General features: G+C 68.9%; 21 protein-coding genes. 7 read left to right on the plus strand and 14 right to left on the minus strand.

Annotated features, from left to right (window positions below; translation table 11 throughout):
- Together ACQ4L4_RS02865 and ACQ4L4_RS02870 are read right to left on the minus strand one after the other, a co-directional pair.
- Positions 1-2,379 carry an ATP-binding protein gene (locus tag ACQ4L4_RS02865; RefSeq protein WP_431102689.1) on the minus strand — a complete coding sequence of 793 codons (2,379 nt, stop codon included), beginning with the start codon at positions 2,377-2,379 and terminating at the stop codon, positions 1-3.
- Positions 2,379-3,029 carry a biliverdin-producing heme oxygenase gene (locus ACQ4L4_RS02870; protein WP_431102690.1) on the minus strand — a complete coding sequence of 217 codons (651 nt, stop codon included), beginning with the start codon at positions 3,027-3,029 and terminating at the stop codon, positions 2,379-2,381. Before ACQ4L4_RS02870 ends, ACQ4L4_RS02865 begins: the two co-directional genes overlap by 1 nt.
- A 315-nt stretch (positions 3,030-3,344) precedes the next feature.
- Between ACQ4L4_RS02870 and ACQ4L4_RS02875 the strand changes: the two genes are divergently transcribed.
- Positions 3,345-3,719 (plus strand): response regulator, encoded by a 375-nt coding sequence (locus tag ACQ4L4_RS02875; protein WP_431102692.1) that lies wholly within the window; start codon positions 3,345-3,347, stop codon positions 3,717-3,719.
- A 281-nt stretch (positions 3,720-4,000) separates the two neighbouring features.
- Here ACQ4L4_RS02875 and ACQ4L4_RS02880 read toward each other — a convergent pair whose 3' ends face one another.
- Positions 4,001-5,341, minus strand: coding sequence for a sigma-54-dependent transcriptional regulator (locus ACQ4L4_RS02880; RefSeq protein WP_377155886.1), 1,341 nt, complete (start codon positions 5,339-5,341; stop codon positions 4,001-4,003).
- Entirely contained in the window at positions 5,334-7,220 is a 1,887-nt protein-coding gene (locus tag ACQ4L4_RS02885; protein WP_431102694.1) for a sensor histidine kinase, read from the minus strand. The genes ACQ4L4_RS02880 and ACQ4L4_RS02885 overlap by 8 nt, the downstream gene beginning before the upstream one ends.
- A gap of 283 nt (positions 7,221-7,503) precedes the next feature.
- Here ACQ4L4_RS02885 and ACQ4L4_RS02890 point away from each other — a divergent pair, with 283 nt between their 5' ends.
- Genes ACQ4L4_RS02890 through ACQ4L4_RS02905 form a run of 4 tightly spaced genes read left to right on the plus strand, consistent with a single transcriptional unit; the run spans position 7,504 to position 11,126 of the window.
- Complete coding sequence (locus ACQ4L4_RS02890) at positions 7,504-8,427, plus strand: branched-chain amino acid ABC transporter permease (RefSeq protein WP_431102695.1); 924 nt, start codon at positions 7,504-7,506, stop codon at positions 8,425-8,427.
- A 10-nt stretch (positions 8,428-8,437) separates the two neighbouring features.
- Positions 8,438-9,571: an ABC transporter permease subunit gene (locus ACQ4L4_RS02895; RefSeq protein WP_431102696.1), complete on the plus strand. Its 1,134-nt coding sequence runs from the start codon at positions 8,438-8,440 to the stop codon at positions 9,569-9,571.
- A 22-nt stretch (positions 9,572-9,593) separates the two neighbouring features.
- The gene (locus tag ACQ4L4_RS02900; RefSeq protein WP_377155881.1) at positions 9,594-10,385 is read left to right on the plus strand and encodes an ABC transporter ATP-binding protein; all 792 of its coding nucleotides are present in this window, start codon (positions 9,594-9,596) and stop codon (positions 10,383-10,385) included.
- A gap of 24 nt (positions 10,386-10,409) precedes the next feature.
- A complete protein-coding gene (locus ACQ4L4_RS02905) occupies positions 10,410-11,126 on the plus strand; it encodes an ABC transporter ATP-binding protein (protein ID WP_431102697.1) in 717 nt (238 codons plus the stop codon).
- Positions 11,127-11,261: 135 nt separating this feature from the next.
- Here the strand turns inward: ACQ4L4_RS02905 and ACQ4L4_RS02910 are convergent, their stop codons facing one another.
- From ACQ4L4_RS02910 to ACQ4L4_RS02935, 6 genes are all read right to left on the minus strand, one after another.
- Complete coding sequence (locus tag ACQ4L4_RS02910; RefSeq protein WP_431102698.1) at positions 11,262-11,855, minus strand: GNAT family N-acetyltransferase; 594 nt, start codon at positions 11,853-11,855, stop codon at positions 11,262-11,264.
- 178 nt (positions 11,856-12,033) lie between these two features.
- Entirely contained in the window at positions 12,034-13,017 is a 984-nt protein-coding gene (locus tag ACQ4L4_RS02915; protein ID WP_431102699.1) for an alpha/beta fold hydrolase, read from the minus strand.
- A gap of 149 nt (positions 13,018-13,166) precedes the next feature.
- Positions 13,167-13,667 (minus strand): MarR family winged helix-turn-helix transcriptional regulator, encoded by a 501-nt coding sequence (locus ACQ4L4_RS02920; protein WP_431102700.1) that lies wholly within the window; start codon positions 13,665-13,667, stop codon positions 13,167-13,169.
- Between the two features lie 90 nt (positions 13,668-13,757).
- Positions 13,758-14,372, minus strand: coding sequence for a class I SAM-dependent methyltransferase (locus tag ACQ4L4_RS02925; protein WP_431102701.1), 615 nt, complete (start codon positions 14,370-14,372; stop codon positions 13,758-13,760).
- Positions 14,373-14,694: 322 nt separating this feature from the next.
- Positions 14,695-16,890, minus strand: coding sequence for a TonB-dependent receptor (locus ACQ4L4_RS02930; RefSeq protein ID WP_431102702.1), 2,196 nt, complete (start codon positions 16,888-16,890; stop codon positions 14,695-14,697).
- Positions 16,891-17,019: 129 nt separating this feature from the next.
- A complete protein-coding gene (locus ACQ4L4_RS02935) occupies positions 17,020-17,400 on the minus strand; it encodes a DUF2946 family protein (RefSeq protein WP_431102703.1) in 381 nt (126 codons plus the stop codon).
- A gap of 290 nt (positions 17,401-17,690) precedes the next feature.
- Between ACQ4L4_RS02935 and lepB the strand changes: the two genes are divergently transcribed.
- Complete coding sequence (gene lepB / locus ACQ4L4_RS02940; RefSeq protein ID WP_431102704.1) at positions 17,691-18,371, plus strand: signal peptidase I; 681 nt, start codon at positions 17,691-17,693, stop codon at positions 18,369-18,371.
- A 122-nt stretch (positions 18,372-18,493) separates the two neighbouring features.
- Positions 18,494-19,204 carry a glutathione S-transferase N-terminal domain-containing protein gene (locus tag ACQ4L4_RS02945; protein WP_431102705.1) on the plus strand — a complete coding sequence of 237 codons (711 nt, stop codon included), beginning with the start codon at positions 18,494-18,496 and terminating at the stop codon, positions 19,202-19,204.
- A 276-nt stretch (positions 19,205-19,480) separates the two neighbouring features.
- On the opposite strand, the gene ACQ4L4_RS02950 is transcribed toward ACQ4L4_RS02945, so the two are convergent.
- The 4 genes from ACQ4L4_RS02950 to ACQ4L4_RS02965 all read right to left on the minus strand — a co-directional run bounded on the left by ACQ4L4_RS02950 (position 19,481) and on the right by ACQ4L4_RS02965 (position 23,933).
- Entirely contained in the window at positions 19,481-19,750 is a 270-nt protein-coding gene (locus ACQ4L4_RS02950; protein ID WP_431102706.1) for a SlyX family protein, read from the minus strand.
- On the minus strand, positions 19,747-21,594 hold the full coding sequence (locus ACQ4L4_RS02955) for a DUF885 domain-containing protein (RefSeq protein ID WP_431102707.1): 1,848 nt from the start codon (positions 21,592-21,594) through the stop codon (positions 19,747-19,749). Before ACQ4L4_RS02955 ends, ACQ4L4_RS02950 begins: the two co-directional genes overlap by 4 nt.
- Positions 21,595-21,757: 163 nt before the next feature.
- On the minus strand, positions 21,758-23,620 hold the full coding sequence (gene feoB, locus ACQ4L4_RS02960; protein ID WP_431102708.1) for a ferrous iron transporter B: 1,863 nt from the start codon (positions 23,618-23,620) through the stop codon (positions 21,758-21,760).
- Positions 23,613-23,933 (minus strand): FeoA family protein, encoded by a 321-nt coding sequence (locus ACQ4L4_RS02965; protein ID WP_377155852.1) that lies wholly within the window; start codon positions 23,931-23,933, stop codon positions 23,613-23,615. Before ACQ4L4_RS02965 ends, feoB begins: the two co-directional genes overlap by 8 nt.
- Between the last annotated feature and the right edge of the window lie 148 nt (positions 23,934-24,081).

Consider the following 24,081-nt stretch of genomic DNA (forward strand, 5'->3'; position numbering starts at 1 on the left):
TCAGAGAAGGGAGTTGCCGGTGCCGACCGATCGCTCGAAGTCGGTCACGGCGGCACCGTCAGGGGGGAATGCCCCGTGGCCGGGGGCGGGGTCGATGGCTTGGGCTTCCGCCATCTCGCGGGTGGGCAGCGTGAAGCGGAAGCGTGCGCCGCGGTCGGCTTCGCCCCAGGCCTCGACCTGGCCGCCGTGCCGCTCGACGATGCGTCGCACGCTCGCCAGGCCGATGCCGGTGCCTTCGAAGGACTCGGTCTGGTGCAGGCGCTGGAACACGCCGAACAGCTTGTTCACGTACTTCATCTGGAAGCCCACGCCGTTGTCCGAGATGCTGAGTCCGACGCCGTCCCCGGTCTCGAAGCCGGCGATCTCGATGCGCGCCGGATCGCGCGGCCGCGTGTACTTGACGGCATTGGAGACCAGGTTGCGGACGGCGACCTGCAGCAGGATCGGATCGCCCCACAGCCGCGGCAGCGGGCGTGACACGGCCCACTCGATGCGGCGGTCCTTGTTCAGCGTGTTCTGCTCCGCGATCAGGTCGTCGATCAGGTGGTCCGTGTTGATCGAGCCGGGCTTGATCGCCGAGCGCCCCATGCGCGAGAAATCCAGCAGCGCATCCACCAACTGGCCGGCATGCGCGGAGGCCTCCTTCACATGCGCCAGGTAGCGGCGGGAGCGCTCGGACAGCGCGCCGCCCTCCATCTCCAGCACCAGGTCGACGAAGCCCGCGATGTGGCGCATCGGCGCGCGCAGGTCGTGCGAGACGGTGTAGGAGAAGGCTTCCAGCTCCTTGTTGACGCGGCCCAGTTCCATCGCGACCTCAGCCATCTCCTCGGCGCGCCGCAGCACGATGCCGATCAGCGCCTGCCGCAGTTCCTGCACTGCGTGGACCTCGCCTGGCGTCCAGGGCAGGGACCGGCCGCTGACCTGCTGCTTCCAACTGGCGAAGCTGCGGCGCGGATGCAGCCGCGAGTCTTCGCCGATGGACGATTCCTTGCGCGGGTCGCCGGCCCAAAGGATGGTCTGGACGATCTCGGGCCGGAACCAGACGATGTGATGCCGATGCAGCTTCGAGATCGAGATCGCCAGCAGCCCCGCCGTCGGTCCCAGCGGGTTGCCCATCTTGTCGCCGGCCGCGTTGCCCATCTCGTCGCCTGCCTCGCTGCCCAGCGACGCCGCCTCCACCGGCAGCCGGTCGCTGTGCCAGACCTGGTCGATGCGGTTGCCCAGCCATTGGCCGAGTGCCAGCAGCGTGGCGTGGTCCGGCGTCTCGCCGACGGCCCAGCAGCTGTCGTTCAGGATCACGGCGGCGCCGGTGGCGCGCGCCAGGCGCAGCAGCGGGCCGGGTTCCTCGACCAGGCGCTGCAGCGTGGCGTCGCTGTCGGCCAGGTGCGCCACGATCGCCAGCGTCTGCTGACGCAGCCGCAACTGCTCGGTGACCTGCTCGTTCTCTTCCTTGGCCTCGATCTGCAGCGACAGCAGCTGGCCCAGGTGCTCGCAGGCCATGCGCGCCTGCCAGGACAACTGGCGCGGCGCATGGTCGTGACAGGACACCAGTCCCCACAGCTGCCCGTCCACGATGATGGACACCGACATCGACGCCAGCGTCCGCATGTTGCGCATGTACTCGAGGTGGACCGGCGACACGCTGCGCAGCGCGGCCTGCGACAGGTCCAGCGCCGTGCCGTCGCGCCCGTCGACGAAGCGCACCGGCACCGGCTCGTAGTGCGCGTCGGCGATCAGCCGGATGTGGTTGATGCGGTAGAGTTCGCGCGCCTGCGGCGGAATGTCCGAGCCCGGGAACCGGTGGCCGGCGTAGGCCTCGTAGCCGGGGTCGAGCGCCTCGGCGAGCACCTCGCCGTGGCCGTCCGCGTCGAAGCGGTAAGCCAGGCAGCGGCCGAAGCCGGTCAGGCGCTTCATCTCCGCGACCACGATGCGGCAGAGTTCGTTCACCGCGTCGGTGCGCTGCATCATCGGCACCAGGTGTCGCGCCAGGCTGTAGATCGGCGCGCGGTTGCCGGCGTCGTCGGTGTCGGCTTCCAGCTCGAAGTAGGCCAGCCCGCCGAGCCGGTGGCCCGACACGTGCAGGCGCCGTCCGCCGATCGTCAACGTGCCGCAGGACACGGGGCCTTCGCCGTCGATCAGCCCCGGCCGCACACCGCTGACCGCGTCCAGCGCGCCTTCGATGCGCGCGGCCAGCATGTCCGGCGTGGACTGCAGCAAGGTCGACCAGTTCTCGCTGAACGCGACCAGGCCGCCGTTGCGCCAGTCCACCACCGCCAACCAGCCGTGCGGCTGGATCGCGCCGGGGATGCGGATCGGCTCGCTCGCGCACTGCGCGACCTGCAGGTCCGTCGGCGACGTCGCCAGCGTGTCGGTATTCATCATGACCTCGGCGGCGCTGCGGACGTTGCTGGCGCGTCCAGCGGCCCGAAGGTCGCGATCAACGCACGGAAGGTCTCCACCGCCGCGTGGCAGACGGTGGTGCGATCGTCTTCGTTGCCGCCGGCTTCGGCCTGGGCGAGCTGGCGGAACTCGCGCCACATCGCGCCGGTCCGCGTGCCGAAGCCATGGAAGTAGGCCGCCCCGTGCTCGGGGGTCAGGCCGTGCGCGGCCAGCAGCTTCGGCGTCAGCACCTGGCCGCCCAGCGCCGAGCCCTCGATGACGTACAGCGATCCGAAGGCCGCCGCCGGCGAGTCCAGCCGCAGCCCGTGCAGCGCCGCGAGCGCCGACGCGCGCATCGCGGTGTCCGCGGCGTCCTCCGGCATCTCGAGCGCGGCGAGGTCGTGCGCGGCGAACGGTGATCGCACACGGGCGTCGAACCAGGGGCGAAGCCGCTCCGGCAGCGCCTGGCGCGCGCGCGGTTCCCACAGCTGCAGGAATTCGTGGAAGCCGCGCAGGATGCGGCCGTAGCGGACTAGCGGCATCGGCGCCTCCAGCCGGAGCAGCGCCTCGATGTCGTCATGCAGCGGCCCGGTGCTGCGGCGCAGGCGGGGGAGCAGGTCGGTGTCGATCGTGGCGTCGGTCGTCGTCATGAAGCTCGGCAAACAAGGCGGGCGCGCGTCGCGGGTTGGGCACGTTGAGGACTTGCCGCAACCCCTCTCCGCGAAGGCGCGGATTATGGTCAGAAAGGCCCAGGGCAAACATCCGTCCCGCCCCCTACGGACGAGGGGTCCAGCGCACGCGAGCGATCGCGGCAAGAATGTCGAACCGTCCTTCAGAGGGGAGTCGTCGAGGGAGGCACGCCATTTGCCGAGTCGCCCCGATTCCTCTTATCGCACGCTCGTCGCGCGCCGGCTCGCGCCGCGCCCGCCGGCTTGTTCCGTGGACCTCTTGCCGCAGGGTTTGCCATGCCTCCCCACGCCGTCATCGTCGACGACAACCTCGAGTCCAGCGAAACGCTGGGCATCCTCCTCGAACTGGAGGGCTACACCGCCGCCACTGCCGGCACCTTGCGCGAAGCGCGCCAGCGCATCGCCGAACACCGGCCGGACGTCCTGATCCTGGACCGGGCGCTGCCGGACGGGCAGGGCATGGATTTCCTGACGGAGGCCTTGCTGCAGGGACCGATGACGGTGGTCATGCTGACAGGCACGTCCGATCCTGGCGATGCCGCCGAGGCGATCCGTCGCGGCGCGAGCGCCTACCTGGTCAAGCCCGCGACGATCGATCAGTTGAAGGCGGTGCTGGATGCTGCGCCGCTCACGTCGCGTCAGGCCGCCTGAAGGCCGAACGTCTGAAGGCCCGAACGCCACGAACAACGTCTTCCGAAGTCCTTGGTGCGCGACCGTCGAAGGGCGGTGCTGTGTCGGTGTATGGGGGAAGGGTTTTCGCGGCGGAGCCGGGAAAATCTTTCCCCCATGCGGACGCAGAGAGGGGGAAGGAAGAGGGATTCCGCACTTCCACCGCCGCTGGCCCTCACCCCCGCCCTCTCCCGCAAGCGGGAGAGGGGTAAGAAGCGGGAGAGGGGGAAGAAGAGCGGGCTCGCGTTCAGCGGATTAGCGGATCAGCGGAAGTCGTCGAGCTGGATCCCGTGGCGGTGCAGCTTGTCGTAGAGCGTCTTGCGCGGTGTCCCGAGCAGCTCCATCGCCGCCGGCACCTTGCCGCCTGAGCGCCGCAGCGCCTGTTCGATGAGTGCTTTCTCGACCATTTCCATCTGACGCGCCAGTGCCAGGTTGGGCACGGCCTGGATCGCGGCCGATGAATCGAGGTCATCGAGCGCCAGCACGAACCGGTCGGCCGCGTTGCGGATCTCGCGCACGTTGCCTGGCCAGTCGTGGGCCATGAGTTCGCGAAGCTTCTCGGGCGTGAGTTCGGGCGCGTCGCGCTCGTAGCGTTTGCAGGCCTGGGCGACGAAGTGCTCGAACAGCAGCGGGATGTCTTCGCGGCGCTCGCGCAGCGGCGGCAGCACCAGCGTAGCGATGTTGAGCCGATAGTAGAGGTCACTGCGGAACTGTCCGCGTTCGCCCATCTCTTTGAGGTCGGCCTTGCTCGCCGCGATGAAGCGGACGTTGATGACCTGTTCCTCGTTGGAGCCGAGCCGTTCCACGCGACGTTCCTGCAGCACGCGCAGCAGCTTGATCTGCAACGCGACCGGCATGGTCTCGATCTCGTCGAGCAGCAGCGTGCCGCCGTTGGCGTGTTCGATCTTGCCGATGCGGCGCTTGCCCGCCGACGTGAACGCGCCGGACTCATGGCCGAAGAGTTCGCTCTCGAACAGCGCCTCGGGCAAGCCGCCGCAGTTGATCGCGACGAAGTTGCGATCGCGCCGCGGGCTCTGGTCGTGCAGGCAGCGCGCGACCAGTTCCTTGCCGGTGCCGGTCTCGCCGAGGATCATCACGTCGGCCGAGGTCGACGCCAGGTTGAGCACCTGCCGCCGCAACTGCTGCATCGCGGCCGACTTGCCGAGCAGCGCCGCCTCGATGCCGCTGGCCGCCGACAACTGCGCGCGCAACTCGTCGGCCGAGTGGCGGATCAGGCGCAGGTCCAGCGCGCGCCGCGCCGTGTCCAGCAGCCGCTCCGGCGCGAAGGGCTTCTCGATGAAGTCGTAGGCGCCGTTGCGCATCGCCTGCACGGCCATGTTCACGTCGCCGTGCGCGGTGATCAGGATCACCGGGATCTGCGGATCGGTCGCCTGCACGTGCGCCAGCAGCGCGCGTCCATCCATGCCGGGCAGGCGCACGTCGGTGATGACGATGACCTGCGCGCCGGGCTGCACATGCGGCAGCGCCTCCTCCGCCGAGCGGCACGGCACCACGGCCAGCCCCTCGAGTTCCAACGTCTGGGTCAGACTGACCCGCACCGGCAGGTCGTCCTCGACGAACACGACCTTGTAGCCTTCAAACATACTGCCCCTCCTCGGCCTGCCAGGTGTCGACCTCCAGGTCGAACTCGAAACACATGCCATGGTCCAGGCGGTGCGCCCGCAGCGCGCCGCCGAACTCGTGGACGATCTTGGACGAGATCACCAGCCCCAGCCCCAGGCCTTCGCCGGCGGGCTTGGTGGTGAAGAACGGCTCGAACAGCCGCGGCAGCAGCGATTCGCTGAGCCCCGGTCCCGTGTCCTGCACCTGCACGAGCACGCGCCGGCCGTCGTCCGTCGGCACGGCCGCGACGCGCAGCCGCCGTTCGTGGCCATCGTGCGCCGGCTCCGACGCGATCGCGTCGATGCCGTTGGCCAGCAGGTTCACCAGCACCTGCTCCAGCCGGTTGGATTCGGCGCTGACGCGCAGCCCCGGCGGCACGTCGACCTCCACGGGCAGGTCCAGCTGACGCGTGCGGTGCTCCAGCAGCAGTCTCGCGTTGTTCACGCTCGCCAGCAGCGACACCGCCGTGCGCGAGGGCTCCGCCTTGCGGGCGAAGCTCTTGAGCTGGCGCGTGATCTGACCCATCCGCTCGACCATGTCGTCCATCGTCTGCAGGTTGTCCGCGACCGCTTGCGTGCGGCCGGCCTCCAGCAACCTCTGCGAATTCCGTGCCAGCGCGCGCAGCGCCGTCAGTGGCTGGTTCACTTCATGGGACAGGCCCGCCGACATCTGCCCCAGCACCGCCAGTTTGCTGGTCTGCAGCAGCTCGCCCTCGGCCTGTCGGCGCTGGGCGATCTGGTCGAGCAATTCTTCGTTGGTCTGGCGGAGTTCCGCCGTGCGTTCATCGACGATGAGCTCCAGCTGCGCATGCGCGTTCTGCAATTCGGTCTTCGCGTGGAAGAGCTGCCGCAGCGCGCGCCGTCGCGACGCGAGGTAGAGCAGCAGCATGCCGATCGCCGCGCCGAAGGCCGCGCCGCTCCACGCCGCCAGGCGTGCCTGGCGCCGCACTTCCGACAGGTCGGACAGGGCGAGCAGCCGCAGTCCCAGCGGCAGCAGCTGCCGCTCCTGCGCCAGCAGTGTCGCGCTGGCCGGCGCCGGCGCCCGCACCAGCAGGCTGTTGTAGGCCTCCAGCGCGCCCGGCAGGCCCAGGTCCGGCCCCACCTTGGGGTAGCGCGCGCTGGCCTGCAGGCGGTCGCGCTCGGACGCGTCGGCGCGGTTCAGCACCGCGTAGCGCCAGTCCTCGACCGAGCTCATGATCACCACGCCCTGGTCGTCCGAGACCAGGATCCGCTCCCCCTGCGAGCGCAGCCCCAGGTCCACCCAGGTCGACTCCAGCGGCGCCAGGTTGAGCTTCACGACGATCACGCCCTGCAGCTGCTGGTTGCGTCGCAGCGGATGCAGCAGGAAGAAGTTGGTCGAGCCGCTCAGCCCCGTCTGGCCGGCGTCGGAGGCGAAGAAGTGGTGCCGGTCCTGCTCGATCGCCTGCTGCAGCCGCAGCGGCGGGGTCAGCGGCTCGCTGGCCGCGAGCACGCGGCCGTCCGGATCGGCGACGAAGATCTGCGTCGTCCCCGCGCGCACGTTGACCCGGGCCAGCAGCAGACTCGCGGCCTTGCGCAGGGCCTCGTCCTCGGGATGTTCGACCAGGCGCGACACATCGCCGTCGATGGCCAGCAGGCTGGGCAGATAGGCGTGGCGGCCGAGTTCGGTCTGCAGGTTGGACGCGTAGAGCTCCAGCCGTTCGGTGGCCAGCGCGCTGAGCTGGTCCAGGCTGGCGCGTTCGCTGAAGCGATGGCCCAGCAGCAGGCCCAGCAGCATCAGCACACCGGTCAGGTAGAGGTAGAAGGTCGGCCGGCCGAGGAAATGCGCCAGCCGCTGGCGGACCGATGTCGAGGCGAAGGAGGAGGAGGCGACCGAGGGCATGGGAGACGAAAAATCGACGCCCAGTGTGCCCAACTTGGCGCACGCCTTGCACCCGGCGCGGCGGCTTTTTTGTGACTGGCGAGGAATCGCCCGGCTGGCTAGGCGGTTTGTGCGGATTTCCGCACCTCGTTGCGTCGCCGAGACTGGGAACACAACGTCGCCTCGTACGCACGGATGTCACCTTGTCGGTGAATACCCTTGAAACGCAGCGCTTGGCACGGGGGTTGCACCCCGAAGCGCCGTCACGCGGTGCGAGCCGCGTCCAACTACATGCTGGGGCCTTATGGAGATACTTTTTCAGCAGATCATCAACGGCCTGGTGCTGGGGAGCATGTATGCCCTCGTCGCGCTGGGCTACACGATGGTCTACGGCATCATCAACCTCATCAATTTCGCGCACGGCGACGTGCTGATGGTGGGGGCCCTCGTCAGCTGGACCGTGGTCACGGCGCTGGCGTCGCTGGGCCTGCCCGGCTGGGCGCTGATGCTGATCGCGCTGCTCTGCGCGGTCGTGATCTGCACCTTGCTCAACTACACGATCGAAAAGATCGCCTACCGGCCGCTGCGCAGCGCGCCCAGACTCGCGCCGCTGATCACCGCGATGGGCATGTCGCTGCTGCTGCAGACGCTGGCGATGATCATCTGGAAGCCGAACCCCAAGCCCTTCCCGCAGTTGCTGCCGGCTGATCCGATCCACATCGGCGGCGCCGTGATCACGGTGACGCAGATCGTGATCCTGGTGACGACGGTCGTGATCCTGGGCGGCCTGCTGTTCCTGGTGAACCACACGAAGATGGGCCGCGCGATGCGCGCCACGGCCGAGAACCCGCGCGTCGCCTCGCTGATGGGCGTCAAGCCCGACGCGGTGATCTCGCTGACCTTCATCATCGGCGCCGCGCTGGCCGCGGTGGCCGGCCTGATGTGGGCCGCCAACTACGGCACCGCGCAGCACACGATGGGCGTGCTGCCGGGCCTGAAGGCCTTCACCGCCGCGGTGGTGGGCGGCATCGGCAACCTGGCCGGCGCGATGGTCGGCGGGGTGCTGCTGGGCCTGATCGAGGCCATCGGCGCCGGCTACCTCGGCGACTGGACCGGCGGCGTGCTGGGCAGCCATTACTCCGACATCTTCGCCTTCATCGCGCTGATCCTGGTGCTGACGCTGCGGCCGTCCGGCCTGCTGGGCGAACGCGTCGCCGACCGCGCCTGAGGAGCCGCACATGTTCCAGACCAAATCCTCCAAGCTGATCACCTTCCTGATCGCCGGCGCGCTGCTGCTGGTGCTGCCGCTGTTCGCGCAGCAGTTCGGCAACGGCCCGGTCCGCATCATCGACCTGGCCCTGCTGTACGTGCTGCTGGCCCTGGGCCTGAACATCGTCGTCGGCTACGCCGGCCTGCTCGACCTGGGCTACGTCGCGTTCTACGCGGTGGGCGCGTATCTGTTCGCGCTGCTCAACAGCCCGCACCTGGCGGAGAACTTCGAGCACATCGCCGCCGCCTTCCCCAACGGGCTGCATCTGCCGCTGCTGCTGGCGATCGCGCTGGCGGCGCTGCTGGCGGGCTTGTTCGGCGTGCTGCTGGGCGCGCCGACGCTGAAGCTGCGCGGCGACTACCTGGCCATCGTGACGCTGGGCTTCGGCGAGATCATCCGGGTGTTCCTGAACAACATGGAATATCCGCTGAACATCACCAACGGCCCGCGCGGCATCGGCCAGATCGACGGCGTCCATTTCTGGGGCTTCGAGTTCAGCCAGAACCACGAGATCCTCGGCTTCGCCGTCAACTCGGTGTCGATGTACTACTACCTGTTCCTGGCGCTGGTGGTGGGCTCGGTGCTGGTCTGCTACCGGCTCGAGAACTCGCGCATCGGCCGCGCCTGGATGGCCATCCGCGAGGACGAGATCGCCGCCAAGGCCATGGGCATCAACACCCGCAACATGAAGCTGCTGGCCTTCGGCATGGGCGCGACCTTCGGCGGCGTGGCGGGCTCGATGTTCGGCGCGTTCCAGGGCTTCGTCTCGCCGGAATCGTTCAGCCTGCAGGAGTCGATCATGATCGTCGCCATGGTGGTGCTGGGCGGCATCGGCCACATCCCTGGCGTGATCCTGGGGGCGCTGCTGCTGGCCGCGCTGCCGGAAGTGCTGCGCTACGTCGCCGGCCCGCTGCAGGAGATGACCGACGGCCGCCTGGACGCGTCCATCCTGCGTCAGCTGCTGGTGGCGCTGGCCATGATCGTGATCATGCTGATCCGTCCGCGCGGCCTGTGGCCCTCGCCGGAGCACGGCAAGTCGCGGCCGCTGCCGCCGGGCGCGCAGCCGCCCGCGAATGCCGGCAATGCGATCAACGCCACCTGACCCGCGCCAGGAGCAAGAACCAATGACTGAAACCGTACTGAAAGTGGCCGGCGCCTCCAAGCGCTTCGGGGGCCTGCAGGCGCTGTCGGATGTGGGCATCGAGATCAAGCAGGGCCAGGTCTACGGCCTGATCGGACCCAACGGCGCCGGCAAGACGACCTTCTTCAACGTGATCACCGGGCTCTACGTGCCCGACGGCGGCACGTTCGAGCTCGGCGGCCAGCCCTACAAGCCGCAGGCGGTGCACCAGGTCGCCAAGACCGGCATCGCGCGGACCTTCCAGAACATCCGGCTGTTCGCCGACATGACCGCGCTGGAGAACGTGATGGTCGGGCGCCATGTGCGCACGCACTCGGGCCTGATCGGCGCGGTGCTGCGCACGCCGGGCTTCAAGAAGGAAGAGGCCGAGATCACCGCCCGCGCCCGCGAGCTGCTGGACTACGTCGGCATCGGCCGGCATGCCGACTTCAAGGCGCGCACGCTGTCCTACGGCGACCAGCGTCGCCTCGAGATCGCGCGCGCGCTGGCCACCGATCCGAAGCTGATCGCGCTGGACGAGCCCGCCGCCGGCATGAACGCGACCGAGAAGGTCGTGCTGCGCGAGCTGATCGACCGCATCCGCAACGACGGCCGCACGATCCTGCTGATCGAGCACGACGTGAAGCTGGTGATGGGCCTGTGCGACCGTGTCTCGGTGCTGGACTACGGCAAGCAGATCGCCGAAGGCACGCCGGCCGACGTGCAGCGCAACCCCAAGGTGATCGAGGCCTACCTCGGCGCCCATGCGGCGCAAGAAGTCCACGCGGCTCCCTGAGCGCGACCCAAGGAAATCGAAAAGATGGCAGACAACATCCTCCTCCAGGTCGAGGGCCTCAAGGTCGCGTACGGTGGGATCCAGGCGGTCAAGGGCGTGGACTTCGTCGTGCGCGAGGGCGAGCTCGTCTCGCTCATCGGCGCCAACGGCGCGGGCAAGACCACCACGCTCAAGGCCATCACCGGACTGCAGCCGCTCAACGTCGGCGACGTGAAGTTCCTGGGCCAGTCGATCAAGGGCCAGGGCGCCTGGAACCTGGCCAAGCAGGGCCTGGTGATGGTGCCCGAAGGCCGCGGCACCTTCACGCGCATGACGATCACCGAGAACCTGCAGATGGGCGCCTTCATCCGCAAGGACAAGGAGATCGAGGCCGACATCGAGAAGGTCTTCGGCCTGTTCCCGCGGCTCAAGGAACGGCGCAACCAGCTCGCGGGCACGATGTCCGGCGGCGAGCAGCAGATGCTGGCCATGGGCCGCGCGCTGATGGCGCGTCCCAAGCTGCTGCTGCTGGACGAGCCGTCGATGGGCCTGTCGCCGATCATGGTCGACAAGATCTTTGAGGTCGTGAACGACATCCACCAGCAGGGCGTGACCGTGCTGCTCGTCGAGCAGAACGCCAGCCGCGCGCTGGAACTGGCCAACCGCGGCTACGTGATGGAGTCGGGCGCGATCACGATGGAAGGCGACGGCAAGACGCTGCTGAACGACCCGAAGGTGCGCGCGGCCTACCTCGGCGAGTAAGTCGGCAAGTAAGCCTCGCCGCGGCGCCGGTCACGGCCGGCGCCCCGTGATCAGGTGCATGCCGGCATGCATGACGACGAAGGGTCCGCTAGGACCCTTCGTTCTTTCCGACGTCCCTCCGGCGGGGGAGGCTGATCAGGGTTCCCCGGGTCGGTCGCGGGGGACCAGTGCCAGGTAATCGTCGATCCGGCCGCCGGCCAGCGGCTTGACCATCACACGCAGCTCGTTGATGCGTTGTCCCATCGTGAGCCCGTCGCGACGGCGGACCTCGGTGAAGCCCTGGCGTTCCCAGAAGCGCTCCGCGCGCTGGTTGCCGACGACCACCCCCAGCCGCACCCACTGAGCCCCGTTGCGCTGCATCCAGCGCTCCAGTTCCCCGTAGATCTCGCGCGCGGCCGGCGAGCCGTGCAGGGACGTGGCGACGATGAACAGTCCCACCAGCCAGACCCGGGGCGCCATCAGGTCCGAGACCATCGAGGCCATCGCGACCAGTTCGCCCGCGTCGTCGGCGTAGCCCAGCAACCGTTTGGCACTGAAACTCCAGCCCTCGGGCGGTAGGTCGCGGATCTCCTCGCGGGCTTCGTCGGGACGGGGTGGGGCGCCGTTCACCTGCTCGAAGTACAGCGGATTCCGTTCGTAGAACCGTTGGAGCAGGTCCTCATCGCTGGCCTGGAGTTCGAACACGCGGACATTGGGCAGCGAAGAGGAGAGCGGGAGGGGGGTCGGCATCGGCGGGTCCACGCGCCGGCGCGTCGAGACGCCGGCCATCGGAAAGATCACCAAGCGTACCAAACGAAGCGACTGGCGAAACCCCGCGTCTGACTTCCCCCGAAGGTGGGGGACGGGTCTTGCTACCCGGTCGCCCGGCCACCCTGGAAGGCGGCCGGGGCTCCGGCGTTGCAGGGCCTTACTGGCGGATGAAGGCCAGCAGATCGGCGTTGACGCGATCCTTGTGGGTGTCGGTCAGGCCGTGCGGCGCGCCCGCGTAGACCTTCAGCACCGAGCCCTTGATCAGCTTGGCCGAGGCGCGGCCCGCGGCGTCGATCGGCACGATCTGGTCGTCGTCGCCGTGGATGATCAGCGTGGGCTTGTCGAACTTCTTCAGGTCCTCGGTGAAGTCGGTTTCAGAGAACGCCTTGATCGAGTCGTAGGTGTTCTTGTGGCCGCCTTGCATGCCCTGGAACCACCAGTTGTCGATCAGGCCCTGCGAGACCTTGGCGCCGGGACGGTTGAAGCCGTAGAACGGGCCGGCGGGGATGTCCTTGTAGAGCTGCGACCGGTTGTCGAGCTGGGCCTTGCGGATGCCGTCGAAGACCGCGATGGGCAGGCCGCCGGGGTTCTTGTCGGACTTGACCATGATCGGCGGCACGGCCGAGACCAGCACGGCCTTGGCCACGCGCGAGGTGCCGTGACGGCCGATGTAGCGGGCGACTTCGCCGCCGCCGGTGGAGAAGCCGACCAGCACGGCGTTCTTCAGGTTCAGCGTCTCGATGACGGTGGCCAGGTCGTCGGCGTAGTGGTCCATGTCGTTGCCGTCCCAGGGCTGGCTGGAGCGGCCATGGCCGCGGCGGTCATGGGCGATCACGCGGTAGCCCTGGTCGGCCAGGAAGATCATCTGCGATTCCCAGCTGTCCGAGTTCAGCGGCCAGCCGTGGCTGAACACGATGGGCTGGCCGTTCTTCGGACCCCAGTCCTTGTAGTAGAGCTGCACGCCGTCCTTGGTCGTGATGTAGGAGCCCGAGGGCTGTGCGCTGACAACCGGCGCCGGCGAGGACTTGGCGTCGGCGGCGAGGGCCGGCGTGGCGATCGCGCCGGCGGCGGCGACGGCCAGCGTCGACAGGACCAGCAGTTGACGACGCGATTGGCGGGCGAGGGTGGCGATGGCGTTCATGGTGGGCTCCTTCTTGGGTGGGGTGAGAGGGGTGGAAAGGTGGGTTGGTGCTGCGGGATCAGGTGTCAGGGATTAGAGTTGCTTGCTAATTGTTTGTGTGCGAAGTAAATGGTGCGGGAAAGCGGTGTTCGAGTTCGTCAGGTTGGCGCTCAACCGGCCCTGCGGGCCATCCGTTCGCGCAGCACGAGCAGACGATCGCGGAGTTCGATCAGTTCGGAGAGGTCCGAGTCCGAGGCGTCGACGATGCACTGCGGCAGATGCGTCGAGCGCTTGCGCAGCGCGCGGCCGGCGGTGGTCAGCGTGATCAGCACCTGGCGCTCGTCCTGCGGCGAGCGGTCGCGGCTGACCAGGCCCGCGGCTTCCAGCCGCTTCAGCAGCGGGGTCACGGTGGGGGAGTCGAGGAACACCCGCTCGGCGATCTCGCCGACGGTGAGGCCGTCGCGTTCCCACAGCACCAGCATCACGAGGTACTGGGGGTAGGTCAGATCGAGGTCCTTCAGCAGTTCGCGGTAGACCTTGTTCATGCCCAGCATCGTCGAGTAGAGCGCGAAGCAGAGCTGTTGATCGATCTCCAGCGGCGGGCAGACGGCGCTGGCGTTGGCGGCTGTGCCGGTCGCCTTCTGCTGCTTGGGGGTGGTGGTGCGTGCCATGGGGTGAACTTTAATTCGTGTACGAATGAATTGCAAGCGAATTTTTGACGAAGCCGCGCGACGCGGACGGCGAGGCCGCGCGGCCCCCGCTCACTCCGCCTTGCGCGTGCAGAAAAATTCCCACACCGACTTCGGCTTGCCGTAACGGCTCAGCGTGCGCTTGTCGAGGTGTTCGATGTCGAAGCACGCGGCGAGCGCGTCCTCGATCTTCTCGCGGGTGAAGAACTGCTTGGCGACGCCGTCGACGACCGTCAGCGTCCAGGACGACGCGTCGTCCGGCGCACCGTAGTGCCAGTCGTCCTCGGCGTTGACGCAACCGATCAGCCGACCGCCCGGCGCGAGCACGCGGGCGATCTCGCACAGCGCGCGGCGCGTGTCGTCGCGGTCGAAGTAGTGCAGCGACAACTGCGCCACGGCCAGGTCGAATTCGCCGTCGGCCAGCATCGGCATCGCGCGCACGTCGGCCAGCACGTGTCGCGCCCGCGGCGACTGCTGTCGGCAGCGCGCGAGCGCCTCGGCCGAGATGTCGATGCCGGTGACGTCGACGCCCAGCTCCAGCAACGCAGCCGTCTCCCAGCCGTCGCCGCAGCCGATGTCCAGCGCGCGGCGTACGCCGGGCAGGCGGTGCTGCCAGTTGCTCAACCAGGCTTCGTCCTGGCTCAGGGGCTGGGCGGCGTAGCGGCGATCCCAGACGTCGGACGGCAAGGGCACTTCACCGGGCGATGACCGAGCGTCAGCCGGAGGCGCCGGGGCCCCTTTCCGCTCAATCGCCTCCTCACGCTCGGCATTCGCTTCAAGGGGCCCCGGCGCCTCCGGCTGCGATGCAGCGAGCCGGTCGCCCTGCGGTGCGGCGGGCGCTGCGTCGTCGGGGTGAGGAGGGATGGCGGTCGGCTCGGCACTCATGCGCCACAGCCTACCGCGAGCAGATCGCCTTCGCCGTGCGCCATCCCACCTTCGCCCGATACAAGCGACAGGACGACGCACGGCAACGAACAGCGGCCCCTCGCAGCCGCTGTCGTTCCTGCGGTCAGAACTCCTTCGTCAGGCTCACGTAGACCGTGCGGCGCTGGCCGTACTGCGGCGCGCCGACACCGATGCCCGAACCGTCACGCAGCTGGTAGCCCTTGTCGAAGAGGTTGAGCACCGAGAGGCGCGCTTCCACCGGACCGCCGCCGCCGAGGTCGAACTTCTTGCTCACGTCGGCGTTGACGCTGGTGTAGGAGGGCAGGTGCGTCGTGTTGGCGAAGCCGTTGCGCAGACCGCTGCCGAAGAGCGCGCTCGCGCCGACCGCGTAGCCGTCGTCGAGCCGCAGGTTGACGCCCGCCGAGGCGCTCAGCTTCTGCTCGTGGTCCAGGTGCACCCAGTGGTTGGCGATGAAGTCCAGCTCGTCCTGCTCGAAGTTGAACTGCCCCGTCTCGACCTGCTGCGCGCGGGCGTGCGTCGTGCCGAGGTTGGCGTACGCGGACCAGGTCTTCTCCTTGTAGCTGGCCGAGAGGTCGACGCCGTAGATGCGGCCCTTCGCATAGTTGAAGGCCGAATAGATCAGCGCGTTGCCGAACTGGCCCTCATCCTGCAGGTGCTGCACCGCGCGGTAGTAGCCATCGACGCCCAAGGTCAGCTTGGGCGTGACCTGCCAGGCCGCGCCGGCGTCGTAGTAGTTCGAGCGCTCCGAGCGCACCGCCGTGTCCGCGTCGGTCGGCAACGCATTGGTCGTGCCGGCGAATGCCGCCACCGAGGTGGTGTCGATCTTCTCGGTCGGCGGCGGCGTGAAGTAGCGCGCGTAGCCCGCATGCAGGCGCACGGTCGGCGCCGCGTCCCAGACGAGGCCGATGCGCGGGCTCAGTTGGTGCTCCTTCGTGACCGTGTCGACCTCGTCGTAACGCGCGCCGTAGTTCAGCGTCAGCGTGCGATCCAGCTTCCATTCGTCCTGCAGGTAGGCGCCCCACAGGTGGCCGCTCAGCCGGCCGCTGTCGGCGATGCTGACCGGGGTGCCGCTGGTCTGGTTGCCGTCGTCGTCGGCCGGGAAGACCAGCGCGTCGTTGACCGTGCTGGCGTGCTCGCGCTGCGCGAAGAGGCCGGTGCGGATCGTGTGCGCGCTGTCGAGTCGCCAGCTGGCATCGGCCTGCACGCCGTTGGCCTCGTTGCGGCGCAGGATGTTGGCGGCGACGCCCAGGTACTGCAGGTCGCCGGTCTGGTCCGGCGAGTAGTGGACGTCGGTGTAGCGGTGGAACAGCGAGACCTGGTAGTCGACGTCGCTGCCGATCACGCTCTGGTAGCTGACGACGGCGAAGCGGTTGCGCTCGCGCTGGTGCGCGTCCAGCGTGCTCGAGTCCTTGTCCGGCGTGCCGTCGAGCGTGAACGCGGTCGACTGCCCCGGCGAGTTCGGGATCTGGAAGCGGTTGTCGGTGACGCCGGCCATCGCGGTGATGCGGCTGTCGTCGTCGAGCAGGTAGGAGACGAGGCCGAAGCCCTTGCCCTGGTGCGTGCGGTCGTGCAGCGCGTCGCGCGACGGCGTCGGGTTCTCGATGCCCAGGTCGTTGCCGAGGAAGGAACCGCTGAACTCGTAACTCAGCCGGCCCTGCGTGCCGTGCACCGACAGGTCGAGCTCGCGCGAGCGCTGCGTGCCCAGCGTGATGCCGGCGCTGCCGGCGAAGGGCTTGTCGTCGTCGCCGACGCCCTTGGTCGTGATGTCGACGATGCCGGCGGTCCGGTAGCCGTATTGCGCCGGCAGCGCGCCGGTCAGCAGGCTGATGCTGTCGGCGAAGCGCGTCTCCAGCGTCTGGCCGAAGCCGCTGATGGCCTCGGGGATGACGACGCCGTTGATGCGGTATTGCAGGTTGGCGTGGTCGCCGCGCACGTGCAGGCCGCCGTAGGAGTCCTGCACGACGCCGGGCGTCTGCAGCAGCACCTGGTTCAGCGGCGTGTCGTCGCCTTGCGGCAGGCGGGCGATGTCGTTCCTGTCGAACTTGTAGATCGTGCTGCCGGTGTCGGGCGACAGGCCGTTGCGCGCCGCGTCCAGGCGGCTGCGCGCGCCCTGGACCTGGACCGTGGGCAGCGGCGTGCCGCCGGCGGCGGTGGGCGCTTCGACGGTGCTGGTCGCGGCGGCGGAGGAGACGGAGGACGAGGGGGCGGTGGTGTCGTCGGCGCGTGCCGGCAGCGCGTGCAGCAGCGGATAGGCGAGCGACAGGGACAGCGCGAGCACGCGCAGAGGAGGATGGGTCATGGTGAGACTCTGGAAATCTGAAATCGGTCGAACGCAGGCCGGCCATCGAGGCCCGGTCGCCGAAGGCTTCGACGAAGCGTTCGAAGCGTTCAGGCGCGGGCGGACGGCGTTGCGGTCAGGAGGTCGAGCTCAGATCGCCAGCGGCGGGCCGCGGCTGCGCGGCGGGGGCGCGGGCAGCGAGCGCGTGGCGCGCTCGACGGCGGCCGCCTGGACGTGGACGGCCTCGGCGAGTGCGAGCACCGGCGCCTCGGCGCGGGCCGACGCGGCCAGGTCGTCGAAGGCCAGGCAGACCTCGCACAGCTGATTGGCGGACAGGTCGTCCGGATCGGCGTGGGCGACGTCGTCGTGCCCATCCTGCGCGGTGGCCGTCGTGGGCGCCTGCGCCAGGACGGGCCCGGCGGGCGCATGCCCCCGCGCACCGGTCAGGTGACCGATGCCGTGCCACACCGCGCCCTGCTGCGACAGCAGCATGAACAGCGGGAGCAGCAAGTGCAGGAGGTGCTTGCGCATGGCGCGGAATTATGAGGGTCGCGAGGCGTCCGGCCGAACGTCAGGCTGTCGCGAAGCTGTCGTCATGCCGGGGGCGAACTGTGGGCGAACTGTGGGCGAAAGCAGGCGAAGAGCAGGCGAAGGGCGAGCGGACCGCGGGCAAGCTGCCGATGAATGCGGGGCAATCGTCGGGCAGACGCTGGGCATGCCGCCACTCAGGCGCGGATTCCCGCCAATCGCCGCACATGACCGCCATGGGGCCCGGCTGCTGGACACACTGGTGCATCGTCGCCCGACCCTGGAGTGTTGCCATGAAGATCCCCGTCGCCGTCTGGTTCCGCGAGAACCGCAGCTTCCTGCTGTTCCTCGCCGGCTTCCTGTTCTTCCGCACCGCGATCGCGGACTGGAACCCCGTGCCCAGCGGCTCGATGCGACCGACGATCCTCGAAGGCGACGTCGTCTTCGTCGAGCGCGTCGCCTACGACTGGAAGCTGCCGCTGACCGACATCTCGCTGCGCCGCGTCGGCGAGCCGCAGCGGGGCGACGTCGTCACCTTCGGCTCGCCGCGCGACGGCACGCGGCTGATCAAGCGCATCGTCGCGGTGCCCGGCGATACCGTCGAGCTGCGCGCGGACCGGCTCATCCTCAATGGGCAACCGGCGGATTACGCGCCGGTGGAGGAGGTGGCCGAGGCGCTCGCGCCCGGCGTCGAGGTCCGCGGCGTGCGCGCGGTCGAGCACTGGGGCGGCCAGCGCCGCGTCGTGCAGTTCCTGCCCGAGGTCCGCGCGCGGCGCGACTTCGGCCCGATCGTCGTGCCGGCCGACCAGTTCTTCATGATGGGCGACAACCGCGACAACAGCGAGGACTCGCGCTTCATCGGCCTCGTGCCGCGGCGGCTGATCATCGGGCAGGCGCATCGCGTGCTGGTCTCGGCCGACATCACCGGGCACTGGGCGCCGCGCTGGGATCGGTTCGCGGCACCGCTGCGTTAAGCAGACACGGATCGCATTGACCCGTCGCGCGCAAGGTCTCTCGGGCGCCGAAGAGAATGGTTCGTCAATCACGCCTCGTTGGCGCCTCATCGGCGCCTTCACAACATTCCGACGGAACTTTCATGACGGACCTGTCCAGTTTTCCCATCACCAAGAAGTGGCCCGCGCAGCACCCCGAACGCCTGCAGCTGTACTCGCTGCCGACGCCCAACGGCGTGAAGGTGTCGATCGCGCTCGAGGAACTGGGCCTGGCCTACGAGCCGCACCTGGTCAGCTTCCAGACCGACGACCAGCTCACGCCCGAGTTCCTGTCGCTGAACCCGAACAACAAGATCCCCGCGATCATCGATCCCGACGGCCCCGGCGGCGAGCCGCTGCCGCTGTTCGAGTCCGGCGCCATCCTGGTCTACCTCGCCGAGAAGACCGGCAAGCTGATCCCGCAAGACCCGGCACGCCGCTACGAGACGCTGCAGTGGGTGATGTTCCAGATGGGCGGCATCGGGCCGATGTTCGGCCAGGTCGGCTTCTTCCACAAATTCGCCGGCAAGGACTTCGAGGACAAGCGTCCCCGCGACCGCTACCTCAACGAGTCGAAGCGCCTGCTGGGCGTGCTCGAACAGCGCCTGACCGGCCGCGGCTGGATCATGGGCGACGAGTACACGATCGCCGACATCGCGATCTGGCCCTGGGTCAACAACCTGGTGGGCTTCTACGGCGCGGGCGACCTGGTCGGCTTCAGCGAGTTCAAGAACGTCCAGCGCGTGCTGGAAGCGTTCCTGGCGCGCGATGCCGTCAAGCGCGGACTGAACATCCCGGCGCGTCCGGCAGCCTGAAAAGGCTCAGTACTTCCACCGCTGCTGGCCCTCACCCCCACCCTCTCCCGCAAGCGGGAGAGGGAGTCCGACCGGCGCCCTTCCTGCGTCTTTTCCGCAAGCGGGAGAGGGGGCCGATTGGCGCCCTTCCTGCGTCGTTTCCGCAAGCGGGAGAGGGGGCCGACTGGCGCCCTTCCTGCGTCTTTTCCGCAAGCGGAAGAGAGAGCCATGCCACCACCATTCTTGCTCCCTCTCCCGCTTGCGGGAGAGGGCAGGGGTGAGGGCCAGCGGCCTCACTCAGTAATGCGGCGGCAACTCGTCCCGCAATCCGCCGGTGCCGTCGCCGCGGCCTTCCGGCACATGCCGGCGCAATTGCATGACCTCGCGCACCAGCGCGTCGATCTGCTCCTGCTGTTTCGCGACCTGCGCGTTCAGGTGGTCGACGAGGTCTTCGGCGAAGCTGGCCTTGATCTCCAGCTCCGTGACGCGGGCCTCGAGGATCCGGACCTCCGGCGCCGTGGCATCGCTGCCGTCGGTGTTGCCGGTCTCGCCCTGATCCCCGCTCATTGCGACGCCTTCGCGACCGGCTGCGACATCAGGTCCGCGATCACCGACACCGGCGCGTTCCCGTAGCTCAGGAACTGCTCGTGGAAGTCCTTCAGCTTGAAGTCCTTGCCCATCGCCACCCTGCGCTGATCGCGCAGTTCCATGATGTCGCTGTAGCCGCTGAAGTAGCTCGTCAGCTGCACCGAGGTCAGCTGCACGCGGCGCCATTTCTCGCGTGCCTCGCGCTCGGTCTGGAAGGCCTGGCGCTGCAGCAGGTCCAGCGCCTGCGCCTCGGTCATGCCCAGCACGTGCACGTTGTAGTCCAGGATCGTGTTGGTGACGCTGCGCAGGTTCCACTTGCCCCACATCAGCCACATCTCCGGCGCGTTCCCGCCGTAGCCGGACTCCAGCATCATCCGCTCGCCGTAGACCGCCCAGCCTTCGACCATCGCGCCGTTGCCGAAGAGCGTCTTCACCAGCGACGGCGACTTGTTCGCGTGCACCAGTTGCGTGTAGTGGCCCGGCACCGCCTCGTGGATGTTGAGGATCTGCAGGATCCAGCGGTTGTACTCGCGCAGCGAGCTCTCCGCCTGCTCGGGGGTCAGGTCGTCCAGCGGCGTCACGTTGTAGTAGGTGCGGTCCTGCGGCCGGTAGGGGCCGGGCGCCTCGATGCCGGCGCCGGCCACGCCGCGCTGGTAGACCGGCGTCTCGCGCACGATCAGCGGCTTGCTCGCGTCCTGCGTCAGCAGGTCGTGGTCGGTGATCCAGCGTTCCAGCTGCGGGATCTGCGCGCGGATCTCCTTGACGAAGTCCTCGCGCTTGACGTGCTGCTCGCTGAGCTTGCCGATCACCGCGCCGATGCGGGCGAAGCGGTCCTCCGGCTTGGGCGCGTCGCCCATCGTCTGCGTCCACAACTGGTCGGAGATCTGCGCCATCTGCTTCAGCAGCGTCTCGCGAGCCGCCAACGCGCGCTGGTACATCTGCTCGGCCGAATGCGCCGACTGGATGTCGTAGCCGAACTTCTGCTCGTAGAGCGCCTTGCCCAGGCGGAAGCTGCGCGCCTTGCCGCTGGCCTTGCCGTCGGCCAGCAACTGCTTCAGGTGCGTGCGATAGCCATCGACGGCAGCCTTCGCGCCCGCGATGCGATCGGCCAGCTGCTTGCGCTCCGCGTCGGTCAGCGAGGCGGCGTCCGCGCCTTGCGCGGCCTTGGCCACTTCATCGAGCACGCTCAGCACGCCCGGCGCCTGGTCGATCGCCAGCTGCGTGTGCTCCAGCGTCGGCTGCTTGAGCAGCGCCGCGCCCGCGCGGTAGTACGCCGGCACCTGCGCCAGTCGCGCCGAGATCGTCTTCAGCCGCACCGGCAGCGGCGCGTAGTCCGTCGCGAGGATGTAGTCGATCGGGCCGGCGATGTTGAGGAAGGACGGATTCCACTCGTACTCGCGCAGCTCGGTCAGCTGGAAGCGGTCGCTGCGCAGCTTGTTGAGCAGTTGCCCGAGGTCGGTGCGCGAGGCCGCGCTCAGCGTCTTCACGTCGACGGCCTCGAAGCGCTTGAGCCACTCGGTCGTGAAGCTCAGCGAGCGGGCGCGCATGGCGCGGTCGGGCGCGGGCAGCTCCGCGGCGAATTCATAGCGGCCGGCGCCGATGGCCGCGTCCGGGTCCAGGCGCCAGAGTGCTTCGATGTAGTCGTCGGCCAGGCGCTGGAAGCGGGTGTCGGCGTCCAGGGTCTGGTCCGGCGCGAGCTTGATGACGCCGCGCGTCGGCTGGGGCGCGTCGGCGGCGGAGGCGATGCCGGCGGACAGCGCGCCGAAGCTGGATAGCGCGGCCACGGCCAGCGCAGAGAGGGTGTGACGGGTGGGGCGATTCATCATGGGGCGCGAGCATAGCTTTGCGCGACCCGCGGCGACAGCGTGCCAAAAGCAAAGGGCGCCGTTCGATGCGAACGGCGCCCTTGTGTGTCGATGCCGTGTCCGGCCTCAGGTCGACATCGATCCGACCGCCGTCCTGCGTCGGTCCGACGTCAGCCCGGCATCACGTCAGCAACCACCGGCTGATGTGGAAGGTCAGCCACGAGGCCACGTAGGCCAGCACGAACAGGTAGGTGAGCATGACGGCCGGGATCTTGTAGCCGCCGGTCTCGCGCTTGACCGCCGCGATCGTCGACAGGCACTGCGGCGCGAAGACGAACCAGGCCAGCAGCGAGAACGCCGTCGGCAGGCCCCAGGTCGAGGCGATCAGCGGCGTCAGCGCCTGCGCGGCCTCGTCGCCGGTGGCCGACAGCGAATACACCGTGCCCAGCGCGCTGACCGCGATCTCGCGCGCCGCCATGCCCGGCACCAGCGCCAGGCTGATCTGCCAGTTGAAGCCGATCGGCTCGAAGATCGTCGCCAGCCCGCGGCCCAGGTAGCCGGCGAAGCTGTACTCGATCGCCGGACCGGTCGCGCCTTCGGGCGCGCCGGGGAAGGTCGACAGCACCCACAGCAGCAGCGTCAGCGCCAGGATGATGCCGCCCACGCGCTTGATGAAGATCTCCGCGCGCTGCAGCAGCCCGATCGCGACGTTGCGCGCATGCGGCCAGTGGTAGCTGGGCAGCTCCATCATCAGCGGGCGCACCTGGCGGCCCGCGTCGGTGAAGCGCTTCAGCAGCCAGGCCACGGCCATCGCCGCGATGATCCCGGCGAAGTACAGGACGAACAGCACCAGCCCCTGCAGCTCGATGCCGCCCCACAGCTCGCGCTGCGGGATGAAGGCGCCGATCAGCAGCGCGTACACCGGCAGCCGCGCGGAGCAGGTCATCAGCGGTGCGATCAGGATGGTGACGAGCCGGTCGCGCGGATTCGCGATCGAGCGCGTCGCCATGATCCCGGGGATCGCGCAGGCGAAGCTCGACAGCAGCGGGATGAAGCTGCGGCCCGACAGGCCCACCGAGCCCATCAGCCGGTCCAGCAGGAAGGCCGCGCGCGGCAGGTAGCCGGACTCTTCCAGCAGCAGGATGAAGAAGAACAGGATCAGGATCTGCGGCAGGAACACCAGCACGCCGCCCACGCCCGCGATCAGGCCGTCCACGACCAGGCTGCGCAGATGGCCTTCGGGCAGCAGCGCGCCGGCCTGCTCGCCGAGCCACGCGGTGCCGGCCTCGATCCAGCCCATCGGCGCCTCGGCCCACGCGAACACCGCCTGGAACAGGAAGAACAGCAGCACCGCCAGCAGGATCGGTCCCAGCACCGGATGCAGCACGAAGCGGTCGACCTTGTCGCTGGGCAGCTCGCCCTGCAGCGCGTCGAGGCCCAGCTCCTTCAGGATGTGGTTGATGCGCGCGGTGTCCTCGCCCTCGGCGGTGACGGACTCGGTGCGCCAGCGCTCCGGCTCGTCCAGCACCGCGCGCAGGTCGTCGATGCCTTCGCCGTCGGTGGCCACGGTGCGGATCACCGGCACGCCGAGCAGCGTGCCGAGCTTCTGCGTGTCGACCACGATGCCGCGGCGCTGCGCCAGGTCGGCCATGTTCAGCGCGACCACGCAGGGCAGGCCCTGACGCTGCACCGACAGGAACAGCCGCAGGTTGCGGCGCAGATTGGTCGCGTCCAGCACGCAGACGATCAGGTCGGGGCGCTTCTCGCCTTGCGCACGACCAGCCAGCACGTCGACGGTGACGCGCTCGTCCGGCGAGCGCGGATACAGCGAATAGGTGCCCGGCAGGTCCAGCACGCGCAGCAGCTTGCCGGCGGCGGTCTTGAGGCGGCCTTCCTTGCGCTCCACGGTCACGCCGGCGTAGTTGGCGACCTTCTGCCGGCTGCCGGTCAGGCGGTTGAACAGGGCGGTCTTGCCGCAGTTCGGATTGCCGACCAAGGCCAGCAGCGGCCCGGCCGGGTGGATGTGGACGACGGACTCACGCATGGGCGGCTCCCGCCTGGCCCGCGCCCGCGTCGACCGCCGCCGTGAGGCCGCCGGGCGCGGCGCCTTCGAGCTCCACGCATTCCGCTTCCGCACGGCGCAGCGCGAAGGTCGACTGTCCGATGCGCACGACGAGCGGGTCCGCGCCGGGCATGGCGCGGGCCAGCACGGCGACGTGCTCGCCGGCGACGAAGCCCAGTTCCTCCAGCATCTGTTTCCATTCCGGCGCATGCGCCGGTGCCTGCAGCGCCTTGACGCGGTGCGCCTGACCGATGGTGGCCTGCGCGAGGGTGGGGACTTGGAGAACGGCGCTCATGTCGTAGGTATCTCGGGAGGAGCCTGCGGGCTTGCGAAGCGAAAGATTCTAAATGATAGTGATTCTCAACTTCTCTCGCCGAACGGGGGTGAGGGTTCGGTCAACCCGAGGGCGCACTGCGATTCGCCCAAAACGTGGTCCCTCGAAA

Source organism: Roseateles noduli (genome assembly GCF_050626985.1).
Classification (GTDB): Bacteria; Pseudomonadota; Gammaproteobacteria; order Burkholderiales; family Burkholderiaceae_C; genus Roseateles; species Roseateles noduli_A.

What these genes read in the sequence shown, in the direction of transcription:
- ACQ4L4_RS02865 (WP_431102689.1), bottom strand. Translation starts at nt 2,379, where the DNA reads ATGAATACCGACACGCTGGCGACGTCGCCGACGGACCTGCAGGTCGCG.
- ACQ4L4_RS02870 (WP_431102690.1), bottom strand. Translation starts at nt 3,029, where the DNA reads ATGACGACGACCGACGCCACGATCGACACCGACCTGCTCCCCCGCCTG.
- ACQ4L4_RS02875 (WP_431102692.1), top strand. Translation starts at nt 3,345, where the DNA reads ATGCCTCCCCACGCCGTCATCGTCGACGACAACCTCGAGTCCAGCGAA.
- ACQ4L4_RS02880 (WP_377155886.1), bottom strand. Translation starts at nt 5,341, where the DNA reads ATGTTTGAAGGCTACAAGGTCGTGTTCGTCGAGGACGACCTGCCGGTG.
- ACQ4L4_RS02885 (WP_431102694.1), bottom strand. Translation starts at nt 7,220, where the DNA reads ATGCCCTCGGTCGCCTCCTCCTCCTTCGCCTCGACATCGGTCCGCCAG.
- ACQ4L4_RS02890 (WP_431102695.1), top strand. Translation starts at nt 7,504, where the DNA reads ATGGAGATACTTTTTCAGCAGATCATCAACGGCCTGGTGCTGGGGAGC.
- ACQ4L4_RS02895 (WP_431102696.1), top strand. Translation starts at nt 8,438, where the DNA reads ATGTTCCAGACCAAATCCTCCAAGCTGATCACCTTCCTGATCGCCGGC.
- ACQ4L4_RS02900 (WP_377155881.1), top strand. Translation starts at nt 9,594, where the DNA reads ATGACTGAAACCGTACTGAAAGTGGCCGGCGCCTCCAAGCGCTTCGGG.
- ACQ4L4_RS02905 (WP_431102697.1), top strand. Translation starts at nt 10,410, where the DNA reads ATGGCAGACAACATCCTCCTCCAGGTCGAGGGCCTCAAGGTCGCGTAC.
- ACQ4L4_RS02910 (WP_431102698.1), bottom strand. Translation starts at nt 11,855, where the DNA reads ATGCCGACCCCCCTCCCGCTCTCCTCTTCGCTGCCCAATGTCCGCGTG.
- ACQ4L4_RS02915 (WP_431102699.1), bottom strand. Translation starts at nt 13,017, where the DNA reads ATGAACGCCATCGCCACCCTCGCCCGCCAATCGCGTCGTCAACTGCTG.
- ACQ4L4_RS02920 (WP_431102700.1), bottom strand. Translation starts at nt 13,667, where the DNA reads ATGGCACGCACCACCACCCCCAAGCAGCAGAAGGCGACCGGCACAGCC.
- ACQ4L4_RS02930 (WP_431102702.1), bottom strand. Translation starts at nt 16,890, where the DNA reads ATGACCCATCCTCCTCTGCGCGTGCTCGCGCTGTCCCTGTCGCTCGCC.
- ACQ4L4_RS02935 (WP_431102703.1), bottom strand. Translation starts at nt 17,400, where the DNA reads ATGCGCAAGCACCTCCTGCACTTGCTGCTCCCGCTGTTCATGCTGCTG.
- lepB (WP_431102704.1), top strand. Translation starts at nt 17,691, where the DNA reads ATGAAGATCCCCGTCGCCGTCTGGTTCCGCGAGAACCGCAGCTTCCTG.
- ACQ4L4_RS02945 (WP_431102705.1), top strand. Translation starts at nt 18,494, where the DNA reads ATGACGGACCTGTCCAGTTTTCCCATCACCAAGAAGTGGCCCGCGCAG.
- ACQ4L4_RS02950 (WP_431102706.1), bottom strand. Translation starts at nt 19,750, where the DNA reads ATGAGCGGGGATCAGGGCGAGACCGGCAACACCGACGGCAGCGATGCC.
- ACQ4L4_RS02955 (WP_431102707.1), bottom strand. Translation starts at nt 21,594, where the DNA reads ATGAATCGCCCCACCCGTCACACCCTCTCTGCGCTGGCCGTGGCCGCG.
- feoB (WP_431102708.1), bottom strand. Translation starts at nt 23,620, where the DNA reads ATGCGTGAGTCCGTCGTCCACATCCACCCGGCCGGGCCGCTGCTGGCC.
- ACQ4L4_RS02965 (WP_377155852.1), bottom strand. Translation starts at nt 23,933, where the DNA reads ATGAGCGCCGTTCTCCAAGTCCCCACCCTCGCGCAGGCCACCATCGGT.